Source organism: Variovorax sp. Sphag1AA (assembly GCF_014192575.1).
GTDB lineage: Bacteria > Pseudomonadota > Gammaproteobacteria > Burkholderiales > Burkholderiaceae_C > Variovorax.
On record NZ_JACHYC010000015.1, the window covers coordinates 68236 to 79334 of the forward strand.

The 11099-nt window shown below is 64.7% G+C and carries 10 protein-coding genes; 6 read left to right on the plus strand and 4 right to left on the minus strand.

Annotation, left to right across the window (positions count from 1 at the left end; genetic code table 11):
• Positions 1-68: 68 nt before the first annotated feature.
• A complete protein-coding gene (locus FHW64_RS33785) occupies positions 69-626 on the minus strand; it encodes a hypothetical protein (protein ID WP_184533800.1) in 558 nt (185 codons plus the stop codon).
• Positions 627-791: 165 nt separating this feature from the next.
• On the opposite strand from FHW64_RS33785, the gene FHW64_RS33790 reads away from it, so the two are divergent.
• Positions 792-1475, plus strand: coding sequence for a redoxin domain-containing protein (locus tag FHW64_RS33790; RefSeq protein ID WP_184533801.1), 684 nt, complete (start codon positions 792-794; stop codon positions 1473-1475).
• A gap of 32 nt (positions 1476-1507) precedes the next feature.
• Here the strand turns inward: FHW64_RS33790 and FHW64_RS33795 are convergent, their stop codons facing one another.
• From FHW64_RS33795 to radA, 3 genes are all read right to left on the minus strand, one after another.
• The gene (locus FHW64_RS33795) at positions 1508-3637 is read right to left on the minus strand and encodes a PKD domain-containing protein (protein ID WP_184533802.1); all 2130 of its coding nucleotides are present in this window, start codon (positions 3635-3637) and stop codon (positions 1508-1510) included.
• Positions 3638-3728: 91 nt separating this feature from the next.
• Positions 3729-4790, minus strand: a complete 1062-nt coding sequence (locus tag FHW64_RS33800) for an AraC family transcriptional regulator (RefSeq protein WP_184533803.1) — start codon at positions 4788-4790, stop codon at positions 3729-3731.
• 180 nt (positions 4791-4970) lie between these two features.
• Positions 4971-6362 carry a DNA repair protein RadA gene (radA, locus tag FHW64_RS33805; protein WP_184533824.1) on the minus strand — a complete coding sequence of 464 codons (1392 nt, stop codon included), beginning with the start codon at positions 6360-6362 and terminating at the stop codon, positions 4971-4973.
• Between the two features lie 134 nt (positions 6363-6496).
• Between radA and FHW64_RS33810 the strand changes: the two genes are divergently transcribed.
• The 5 genes from FHW64_RS33810 to FHW64_RS33830 form a co-directional block, all read left to right on the plus strand.
• Positions 6497-8329 (plus strand): phospholipase D-like domain-containing protein, encoded by a 1833-nt coding sequence (locus tag FHW64_RS33810; RefSeq protein ID WP_260306560.1) that lies wholly within the window; start codon positions 6497-6499, stop codon positions 8327-8329.
• A gap of 71 nt (positions 8330-8400) precedes the next feature.
• On the plus strand, positions 8401-8832 hold the full coding sequence (gene hpaR, locus FHW64_RS33815) for a homoprotocatechuate degradation operon regulator HpaR (RefSeq protein WP_184533805.1): 432 nt from the start codon (positions 8401-8403) through the stop codon (positions 8830-8832).
• Positions 8833-8912: 80 nt separating this feature from the next.
• Entirely contained in the window at positions 8913-9536 is a 624-nt protein-coding gene (locus FHW64_RS33820) for a fumarylacetoacetate hydrolase family protein (protein WP_184533806.1), read from the plus strand.
• Entirely contained in the window at positions 9533-10285 is a 753-nt protein-coding gene (locus FHW64_RS33825; protein ID WP_184533813.1) for a fumarylacetoacetate hydrolase family protein, read from the plus strand. The genes FHW64_RS33820 and FHW64_RS33825 overlap by 4 nt, the downstream gene beginning before the upstream one ends.
• Before the next feature lie 20 nt (positions 10286-10305).
• Positions 10306-11099, plus strand: a 794-nt coding sequence (locus FHW64_RS33830; RefSeq protein ID WP_184533815.1) for an aldehyde dehydrogenase family protein, incomplete at its 3' end; no start/stop codon positions are given.

Below are 11099 nucleotides of genomic sequence, written 5' to 3' on the forward strand. Positions count from 1 at the left end.
TCGGCGGTGACAGTATCAATTCGAAGGCGTGTATGCGGCCATCAGCCGCGATCAAGCCCTCGTCCACCTCAATGCAACACCTTCCGCACCGACTCAATCGCATCCGTTACCGTCTGCATACGCCGCACCATCTCCGCGTTGACCACCTCCAGCAACGCGCGCAGCTCGCTCGGCCGAACGAAGAACTCCTCGAAGTCGTGGCGGTAGATCGGCGTCAGGAAGTTCTCGACGCAGTCATATGCGCGATGCGCTGCGCGGAGGTTGTTGAATTCGTCCTCAACAGACATCAAGGCACTGCTGATTGCCCTGCTCTTGGCTGACTTGCGCGTTGCGGGAGTTGGCATCGTTCGGCGTTTGACGCCTTTGAGCCTTGCGCGTTTGGACTTACCGGACGAGGTCGCGGCGGTGCGTTCTGACTTGGCCATTTTTTCGGCCTCCCTTAGGTTGCGGTTTCCTGAAACCGCCGCCTCCGCTTCCAAACGATGGCGGCAGCTCGAACGGGTTGGAAGACCGGGCAACCTTTGCAGAAACCGGCAGGACTTGCGTCCTCCCGTCCGAGCCGCCAAAAAGGGGCGCGAACGAAGAAGCCGCACAACCAATAACGGCATGCGGCTCTTCTTCTGCAAACATTGCTTCGGGCTTCCAAACCCGATCGCGTCCTTTTTCGACACGACTCGCGCAGTATGCCAGCGCCACCCAATGCGCCGACCGCCCCGCGTTGTGCCCCGCCCCGACAAGTGCTACGGTCGAACGCCCTCCGGCCCAACCGCTCATTCAACGAAGGAGCTGCCATGGGAAACCCGCCGCCACTCCCCTTGCAACCGGGCGATCCCGCGCCCGATTTCGTGCTGCCGTCAGCGAGCCAGGAAGGCACGGTCGCCCTTTCGGATCTCCGTGGCCGCCCTTTCCTCATCGGCCTCTTCCGGGGCCTGCATTGCCCCTTCTGCCGCCGCCAGGTGATGCAGTTGGCAGCCCAGCAGCCCGCCCTGCAAGCGGCCGGCGTCAAGACGGTGGCGGTGATCAACACGCCATTGGAGCGCGCCCGCCAGTACTACCGTTTTCGCCCGACGCCACTCCTGCTGCTGTCCGACCCCGAGTGCCGCACGCACGAGGCTTTCGGCGTGCCGCGCGCCGCGTTCCAGTCACCCGACAGCACGGAGACGCCGCAATGGCCTTTCCGCGCGAGCCTGGCGGAGTTCGAAGCGGCCCGCATCAACCCCGGTGGTGTGCTGCCGGAGCCGACGCAGCCCATGGCCGCGAACGCTGCGCTCAATGCCAAGGACGGCTTTGAAATGGAGCCGGTCGACGGCGAGATCGCGGCGAGCTATGGCACCCAGCTCGTCGGCCATTTCCTGATCGATCGGGCGGGCACCATCGCCTGGCGGCACATCGAGGCCATGGAGGGTCCGAACGGTCTTTGCTACCTGCCCAATGCGGCGGAGATCGCGGCCGCCGTCAAAGGGCTGGATGCCTGACGCTCGCGTGGGATGACCCACGCCACCCTTCCTCAGGGCACCGAGGTCTGCGACGACGCCGAGTTACCCGCGCCATCCCACGCGGTGACCTGCACGATTCCGTTGCGCGGCAGCCTGTTGCACACCACCGTCAGGCCTTGAGGCGTCTGCCCATCGGGACACGTCCAGCGGGCCGCCAGCAATTTGCCTTGGCCGCCATCGGGCCGGAGACTCAGTTGCGTCTTGGTCGAATCGACGTCCGAAACGATCGCGTTGATCGCGACAGAGAAGGTCGGAAGGATCGTCAACGTCTGGCTCCAGGAGCGGGAGTTGCCAGTGTTGTTGTCGATGACTTTCGCGGTGACCTTGTAGGAGCCAGGTGTCGTGAAGGCGTGGGACAGGCGGTCCTGGCTGTTCGACGTGACTGGGCCGGAGTTGTCGCCGAAGTCCCAGGCGATGGCGCTCAACACATGGTTCGGCTGCTGGTAGTTGCTCTGGGGTTGCGCGGTCGAGCCATAGAAGCTGATGCTCGTCGGCGTCGTGGCGATCTGCGTCGAATAGAACTGGATGCCGGGCAGGTTGGCCACCGAACTGTCGTAAGGAGCTTTCACGACGTCTTTGGCAGGCTTGACCTTGAAGCCGAGCGCGGCTGCATTGGCGTAGGCGCCATCGGCGGTGAGTTGGGCCAGGTCCGGGCCGACGTTGTACTTCGCGAAGTCACCGGACCCGAACTGGAGGGTGGTGTAGTCGCTCGGCGCCCAGTTGTATCCGAGGAAGTCACCCGCCAGTCCGACGACATTGACCGACTGCGCGTCGAGCACCTCGCCGCGGACGGTGTCATTGACTTCCGCAAAGGCTTCGCCCGGGTTGCTGATGTAGAGCAGCGGGCCGATTCTCAGCGCCGTCGCGTAGGTGCCGAGCGATGTCGATCCGTTGCTGCCGGCCGAACAGCTGCCAACGCACCAGGGCGCCGTCAATGCGCGCGGAACGGAGCAGCTGCCGCCGAGGGCCGAATTGCAGTTCGAGCCGCCCAGGCCGGCGGCCTGCGCGTTGTATTTCATCAGGTTGAGCAGGCCCTGGTTGTACGGGGAGGTCCCTACCGTGATGGACGGGATCAGGGTTTCCGAACTTCCGATGGTGTCGCTCTTGAGTGGCGCAGCCTGTGCCATGGCCAGACGCAGCGCGTTGAGGACGTACTGCCCCTGATAACTCACTTCTGCGTAGTCGGCGTTCGTGCCCGGCGATTCCTGCCGGCCCAGGGTTCCCGACCCGACGACGCTGACCCCGCCGATGGTGAGGTCCATCTGGTGGCGGACATACCCGGGCACATCGGCCGAGAAGCCCTGCGTGACGGCACCGTTGAACGGGCGGAATTCGTCAGGGTGGTTGGGGATGTTGACGTAGAGCGCGTTGGTGGCGCCTGTCTGCGGATCGCGCGCCCAAAGCAAGGGCATTCTTGCGTCGACGGCGAACCCGTCGACATGGTCCGTGCCCTGGCCGTTCTGCCAGATGATGGAGCCGATGTCGCCGTTCGCGGTCCACAGCTCCGAGGTCTTGAGGTTGGAAGCGGCAGTGTCCACGGCCTGAACCACTGCGTCGTGGACCTTCTTGAGGTAGGTCTTGTTCGCGGAACCCATGAGTCCCCAGATGCCCACCAGGGTCGGCGTTGCATGCGAGTGCGTGGTCGAGACCATCACCGCCGAGCGGTCGACGTTGAAGCCGCGATCGGCCAGCTTTTTTGCAGCATCCACGCGTGCGCCGAACTGCCCGTTGCCCACGTCGGCATCCTGGTACTCGGCGAACCAACCGGTGCTGTCGACGACGGCAAAGGCAACGGCCTTGTCGCCCTTGGCGACCACAAAGGCGCGAACTTCGAGCGGGTCGTTGCTGACCTGGATCGGCGGCTTGCCTGGGTCCGAATATCCGCCCACGTACACCGGGGCGTCAGGCGCGACGCTGACCGTGGCTGCACCGACCTTGAACAAGGCATTGGGGGTGGCAGCGGCCGCGGAGGGCGCAGCGGGAACGGTAGGCACCGTGGCCGGTGCGGCGGGTGCCGCAGTTGCGGCGGTCGGGCTCGATGCGGCGGGCGCCGTGGGCAGTGCGACGTTCGAGGAATTCCCACCGCCACATCCGGCCAACAACGCCATCACCACACAACCTACCCAGGTTGTCTTTCTCATCTTCTGTCTCCAGCTAGTTGCTTAATTCAGCACGGACTTGCCTCTGCATAACCCGTACGGAAGCACTCTAGAGTTGGTTCGAACGACGACCCTAGACTTCCGGTGCCACCGTTTTTGCCTTTGGTGACACGGCCCCGGAAGCCTCGCCCGGTCGCGTCAATCCGGCATCGACCCAGCGCTGCAAGTCGCTCGGACTGATGCCGAACCAGCGCTGCACCGCCCGGCCGAGGACTGCGCCATCCGCATAGCCGAGGTCGTCGGCAATCTCGGCGAGAGTGAGCGAGCGGCTCGGGTTCGATCGCCGCTCGGCCAGTCGGCGCAGCAGCCTTTGCTTGCGGCTGGCATCGACCAGTGCGCTGAAGTTCGTCTGCTCTTCGGTGAGGCGGCGCGCGATCGTGCGCCGCGACAAGCCGAGCTGCTCGGCGACCTGCTCCAGCTTGTAGTTGGTTGACGGCCCGGTCCGGAAAAGCTGTTCAATGCGCGAGCTGATCGAGGGCGACCATCCTCGATGGCGCTCCGCCTCTTCGCAGGCCTGCCATGCGAGGAGGCGATCCGGCCCCGAGGCCGTGGGAAGCGCCATCGCAGCCAACGATCCGGGAAACGAAAAATACGGCCAGCCCGCACTCCTCGAGACCGAGACGCCCTGCTCGGCCCAGATGCGCGTGTTGCGGGCCATGGAGCCCGGCAGATGCAGCTTCATGACGCGGGAGGCACTACCGCACAGGTCGCGGATGGCCTTGCAGAGCATCGACAGCAGGAACTCGAGGGTGAAACGCTCCACATCGCCCAGCGATACGAGAGGCCGAGCATGCAACTCGACATGCTGGCCGCGTTCGCGCAACCGGAGATTCAGGACGGCAAGGCGCAACGGAGCAAAACGCACAAGGCCCTCGAGCGCCTGACGCAGGTCGGAAGAACTCACCATCAAATAAGCCAGCGCGCCGTGCGAAAGCAGTGGCACGCGTCGGCCCAGACGCATTGGCAGCCCGGGGCGGGGCGCCACCCGCTCCAGACTCAGCATGACACTGCGCCAGACAGCCAGCGACACCGGGACATCACTGCGTTTTAGCTGGGTCAGGTTCAGGCCCAGCGGGGCCAGACAGAGGCCGGGGTCGATGCCCTCAGCCGCGGCGGCGGTGACGAGCAGCCGCAAATAGGCCGGATGAACCAGAGGGAGGTTCAGATCCGGAGTGGTCGCAGAAGGCTCTGCGATGGTCGAAAGGGAGGGGCACTCGGCCGGTTCGAAGGACACAGGAGGACGGGAGGGAGCATTGAAGGATGCCCGAGCAAGGCCCGTCCGGCCCCCTCCTTGCGGGAGGGGTGCGCCCTCTCCCTACTGCAGCTGCCTCACGATATCCAGCGCCTCTTCGATCCGCTCCACCGCGTGGATCGTCAGCCCCTCGATCTCCTTCGCGCCCTTCTTCGGCGCGTTCGCCTTCGGCACCACGGCCACGCTGAAGCCGAGCTTGGCGGCTTCACGCAAACGCTCCTGCCCACGCGGCGCAGGCCGCACTTCACCAGCAAGCCCGACTTCGCCGAACGCGATGAAGCCCTTGGGCAGCGGCTTGCCGCGCAGGCTCGACGTGATCGCGAGCATCACCGCCAAATCGGCTGCCGGTTCGCTGATGCGCACGCCGCCGACGGCGTTGACGAACACGTCCTGATCCATGCACGCCACGCCCGCGTGCCGGTGCAGCACGGCGAGCAGCATCGCGAGGCGATCGCGGTCCAGGCCCACTGACAAGCGCCTCGGGCTGGGTCCGCCGTTGTCGACCAGCGCCTGGATTTCCACCAGCATCGGCCGCGTGCCTTCGAGCGTGACGAGCACCACGCTGCCGGGCACGGGCTCGGCGTGCTGGCTCAGGAAGATCGCGCTGGGGTTGGTCACGCCCTTGAGGCCGCGTTCGGTCATCGCGAAGACGCCGATCTCGTTGACCGCGCCGAAGCGGTTCTTGATGGCGCGCACGAGGCGGAAGCTCGAATGCGTGTCGCCTTCGAAGTACAGCACCGTGTCGACCATGTGTTCGAGCACGCGCGGGCCAGCGAGCGCGCCTTCCTTCGTTACGTGGCCGACAAGCACGACCGCGGTGCCGCTGGCCTTGGCGAAGCGCGTGAGGTGCGCCGCGCATTCGCGCACCTGCGCAACGGAGCCGGGCGCGGAGGTGAGCTGGTCCGAATACACGGTCTGGATCGAATCGATGACCGCGATCGTCGGACGTGTGGCGTCGAGCGTGGCGATGATCTTTTCCAACTGGATCTCGGCGAGCACTTGCACCTGCGAATGGTCGAGGCCGAGGCGCCGCGAGCGCAGCGCGACCTGTGCGCCGCTTTCTTCGCCGGTGACGTAGAGCGCGTTGCGGCCCATGTTCTGCAGCGCATCGGCCGCCTGCAGCAGCAGCGTGGATTTACCGATGCCGGGGTCGCCGCCGATCAGCGTGACGCCGCCGTCGACGATGCCGCCGCCGAGCACGCGGTCGAGTTCTTCCATGCCGGTGGGGGCGCGTGCGACGTCGGCGGCTTCGATTTCAGAGAGGGTGGCCAGCTCGGCCGATCCGCCGAGCGACGCAAACTGGGTGCCGAAGCGGTTGTTGGCCGCGCCGCCCGCGGGCTGCGCGACCTGCTCGATCAATGTGTTCCATGCGCCGCAGCTCGGGCATTTGCCGAGCCACTTGGCGCTCGTGCCGCCGCACTCGGTGCAGACGTAAACGGTTTTTTCCTTGGCCATGGCGTGAGTGTAGGGAGGCATCGCCGCCGATTTCCCCGATTCGTCATCGCCAAGTCTGATGATGGAGAGCCGCGCGCCTTGGCGTGGAATAGCCGTGCACAGCCAACATCGACAACCAACGTGTGGAGATGAGGATGCCCGCTTCCGTATCGAAGAAAACCGCAGGGCTCTCGGTCAGGGCCTACATCGGCGACGCCAAGACGCTTCTGGCGTTCGACATGCCGAAGGCCAAGACGAAGAACCTGGTCGGATTCACGATCAAGGTGCAGCCCGAGGGCCAGACGCCCTACTACCTGCACAACACGCTGACTTTCGCGTCGCCGGAGCTTCATGCCCAGGACACGAAGCAGCCGCCCGGCTCCAGCCTGAATGCGCCGTTCCAGAAGTTCAGGTGGCTGCATGTGCCGGGGTCCATCCACCAGGGGCTGCAGCCGTTCATGGGGATGTACACGTACACGGTGACGCCGCGCTACGTGGATGCCAAGCAGTCGATGCAGCCGCTGGACGCGAAGCTCAGCGTCTCGGTCAAGGTGCCGGTGCAGCCTTTTGAGCTGGACGGGCTACAGCTCGGCTTCACGCGCGGGTACGTGCAGTCGCAAGGCTTTCTGAATCACTTCGGGCCGAAGGCGCTGATCCGGCCGAACGACAAGGAGCTTCTGTTCGACACGTCGCAGATCTCGGGCTCGAACGCCGCCGGCGAGCAATACACCTTCGAGGAGGAATACAGCTGGCTGGGTTTCACCGCCCGCCAGCGCGTGATGGATCTGCTCGACGAAGTGCTTGCGGACGGCAAGCTGACGGTCGATGTCTTCGCCTACGACCTCAACGAACCGACGGTGATCGAAAGCCTTATCGCGCTCGCGAAGGTCGGGCGGGTCCGTGTCATCCTCGACGACGCGGCACTGCATCACGACAAGGCGATGTCCAAGCCGGAGGACCAGTTCGAGACGCTCTTCACCAAGGCAAAGAAGAGCGGCTCCGCGATCAAGCGGGGGCATTTCAAGCGGTTCGCGCACGACAAGGTCTTCGTCGTGCGCAAGGTGGCGGACAGCACGGCGACGAAGGTGCTGTGCGGGTCGACCAATTTTTCGGTGACGGGGATGTACGTCAACTCCAACCATGTGCTGGTCTTCGACGACGCGAACGTGGCCGGTGAATACGCCAAGGTCTTCGATGCCGCGTGGGACGACGATGTGAGCGGCCCGGCGTTCATCAAGTCACCGCTGTCCGGGCAGATTTTCGATTTCAAGCTGTCACGCAAGATCACGGGAGACATCAGCTTTGCGCCGCACTCGCCGCAAGTCGCCAACTCGGTGCTCGACGAGATCGCGACGCGCATTGCGCAGGAGGGCAAGAATCCGCAGGGCAAGGCCAGCGTGCTGTTCGCGGTGATGGAGATGGACAACGGCACGAGCCCCGTCTACACGTCGCTGAGCACGCTGCACAAGAACCAGAAGATCTTCAGCTACGGCATTTCGGACAACCCGTCGGGCATTGCGCTCTACGAGCCCGGCAAGTCGACCGGGGTGCTCGTGACCGGCAAGCCGAGTTCGACCATCCTGCCGCCGCCTTTCAACCAGGTGCGCAGCGTGGGGCTCGGTCATCAGATCCATCACAAGTTCGTGGTGTGCGCATTCAATGACGACAACCCGACGGTGTATTGCGGCTCTTCGAACCTTGCACTGGGCGGCGAGCAGGCCAATGGCGACAACCTCATCTGCCTGCGCGGGGAAGAGGTTGCAACGGTGTTCGCGCTCGAAGCCATTGCGCTGGTCGATCACTTCCTGTTCCTTGATCGCTATGCGAAGAAGAAGGGCCAGAAGGAGCCGCTGAAGTCGGCTGCGCCGGCCGCCAAGGACGCTGCCGCCAAGGCGGTGAAATGGTCGCTTCGCACCACCGGCGAATGGGCCGAGGCGTACTTCGATTCGTCAGATCTCAAGTTCGTCGACCGACAGCTCTTTGCTTGACCACTCAGGGTTAACCCGGAGTGGGTTTCCTGCGTCCGATATTTAACATGTTAAATAAATCGAGACACAGGATGAGCACCACCTTCGCGCACCGCAATCTGCCGCGTCTGCTTCTGCAGGCGCGCGAAGCCGTGATGGCGCACACGCGCCCGAGCCTGCGCGAGCATGAGTTGTCGGACCAGCAATGGCGCGTGCTGCGCGTGGTCGGCGAACACGGGTCCGTCGAAACCGGTCGCGTGGCGCGCGAGGCGTTCATCCTCGGCCCGAGCCTCACCGGCGTGCTCGCGCGCATGGAGCGCGACGGGCTCATCACCCGCAGCCGCGACCCAGAAGACCAGCGCTGCACCGTCATCGAGGCGACGCCGCACGGGCGCAAGCTGGTGAAGCGGCTCTCGGTGAGCATCGAGGCGCACTACAAGTGGATGGAAGAGTCGCTCGGCAAAGAGAAGCTCACCCAGCTCTACGCGCTGCTCGACGAATTGATTGCACTGGAACAACCATGAACCCCCACGCTCCGCACTCCGTGTCGTCGCTGCCCCCCGAGGGGGCGCGTTCCGCCTTGGGGCGGCCCGGCGGCGAAACCATGAGTTTTCTCCCCAAGGGCACGGTCTACGGCGTGCTCCTCAACTTCCGCGCGGAAGTCGAGGCGCTCGCGCCGCAGATGACGCAGCCGCCGTACAAGGCGCCGCCGAAGGCACCCATCCTCTATGTGAAGACGGCCAACACCTGGAGCGCGCACGGCAGTGCGATCACGGTGCCGGCGAATGTCGCCGAGGTCGAAGTCGGCGCGACGATCGCGATGGTGATCGGCGCGGACAACGACGTCGAAGGCTTCGTGCTGATGAACGATCTCTCGATCCCGCATGCGAGCTTCTTTCGCCCGCCGGTCAAGTTCAAGTGCCTCGATGGCTTCCTCGGCATCGGCCCCGCCATGCGCGACGCGCAGGAGGTTGCCGACCCGGCCGAGTTCAAGCTCGAAGTGCGCATCAACGGCGAGCTTCGGCAATCGGTCGATTTCTCGAAGACCGTGCGCAGCGCATCGCAATTGCTCGAAGACGTCGGCGCATTCATGACCCTCGCGCACGGTGACGTGCTGATGCTCGGCTGCGACGCCGGCCGGCCGCTCGCGCGCGTCGGAGACACCATCGAGATCAGCGCGCCGGGCTTCGAAACGCTGGTCAATACGCTCGTGAAGGAACAGGCATGAAGCGCGCACGCATCCTCTATGAAGGCACGGCGCATGACGCGGTCGAGAGCGACGGCCAACTGCTGCTGGGCGACGGCCGCCGCGTGGCGCTCGACGTGGTCACCTGGCTGCCGCCGCTCGCGCCGACGCCGCGCCCGCGCACCATCCTCGCGCTGGGGCTCAACTACGCGGATCACGCGAAGGAACTCGAATTCAAGGCGCCGGAAGAACCGCTGGTGTTCGTGAAGGGCGAAAGCACGCTGACCGGTCACCGGCAGTTGACCTATCGGCCTTCGGACGTGCAGTTCATGCACTACGAATGCGAGCTGGTGATCGTCGTCGGCAAGACCGCACGCAAGGTCAAGCGCGATGACGCCTACGACTTCATTGGCGGCTACACGGTCGCCAACGACTACGCGATTCGCGACTACCTCGAGAACTGGTATCGCCCCAATCTGCGTGTGAAGAACCGCGACACCTGCACGCCGATCGGCCCCTGGCTGGTGGACGCGAAGGACGTGGCTGACCCGATGTCGCTCGCGCTTTCGACCACGGTCAACGGCAAGGTCACGCAGTCGGGCAACACGAAGGACATGATCTTCGACGCGCCCTTCCTCATCGAGTACTTCAGCAGCTTCATGACGCTGTCGCCGGGCGACCTGATCCTGACCGGCACGCCGGATGGCGTCGTCGATTGCCGACCCGGCGACGTGATCGTCACCGAGATCGAACACATCGGCGCGCTGGTCAACACCATCGCCGCAGCCTGACATCAACCGGATTGAATCCAATGCAAATCGACCATCTCATCAACGGCAAGCCGGTCGCGGGCCGCGACTATTTCCAGACCGTCAATCCCGCCACGCAGGAAGTGCTGGCCGAAGTCGCTGCTGGCGGCGAAGCCGAAGTCAACGCAGCCGTCGCAGCCGCCAAGGAAGCCTTTCCGAAGTGGGCCGGCATGCCCGCACCCGAGCGCGCGAAGCTGATCCGCAAGCTCGGCGACCTGATCGCGAAGAACGTGCCCGAGATCGCGCAGACCGAGACCAACGACTGCGGCCAGGTGATCGCGCAGACCGGTAAGCAACTCGTGCCGCGCGCGGCGGATAACTTCTATTACTTCGCGGAGATGTGCACGCGGGTGGATGGGCATACCTATCCGACGCCGACGCATCTGAACTACACGCTCTTTCATCCGGTCGGCGTCTGCGCGCTGATCTCGCCGTGGAACGTGCCCTTCATGACCGCCACGTGGAAGGTCGCGCCGTGCCTCGCCTTCGGCAATACGGCCGTGCTGAAGATGAGCGAGCTGTCGCCGCTGACCGCTGCGCGCCTCGGTGAGTTGGCGCTCGAAGCAGGCATTCCGGCCGGCGTGCTGAATCTCGTGCATGGCTACGGCAAGGATGCGGGCGAGCCGCTGGTGGCGCACCCCGACGTGCGTGCAATCTCGTTCACCGGATCGACGGCGACGGGCAACCGCATCGTGAAGTCGGCCGGCCTGAAGAAGTTCAGCATGGAACTCGGCGGCAAGAGCCCGTTCGTGATCTTCGATGACGCCGACTTCGAACGCGCGCTGGACGCCGCCGT

Excerpts from the sequence above, each read along its gene's own strand:
- FHW64_RS33790 (WP_184533801.1), top strand. The coding sequence starts at position 792 with ATGGGAAACCCGCCGCCACTCCCCTTGCAACCGGGCGATCCCGCGCCC.
- FHW64_RS33820 (WP_184533806.1), top strand. The coding sequence starts at position 8,913 with ATGAGTTTTCTCCCCAAGGGCACGGTCTACGGCGTGCTCCTCAACTTC.
- hpaR (WP_184533805.1), top strand. The coding sequence starts at position 8,401 with ATGAGCACCACCTTCGCGCACCGCAATCTGCCGCGTCTGCTTCTGCAG.
- radA (WP_184533824.1), bottom strand. The coding sequence starts at position 6,362 with ATGGCCAAGGAAAAAACCGTTTACGTCTGCACCGAGTGCGGCGGCACG.
- FHW64_RS33810 (WP_260306560.1), top strand. The coding sequence starts at position 6,497 with ATGCCCGCTTCCGTATCGAAGAAAACCGCAGGGCTCTCGGTCAGGGCC.
- FHW64_RS33795 (WP_184533802.1), bottom strand. The coding sequence starts at position 3,637 with ATGAGAAAGACAACCTGGGTAGGTTGTGTGGTGATGGCGTTGTTGGCC.
- FHW64_RS33825 (WP_184533813.1), top strand. The coding sequence starts at position 9,533 with ATGAAGCGCGCACGCATCCTCTATGAAGGCACGGCGCATGACGCGGTC.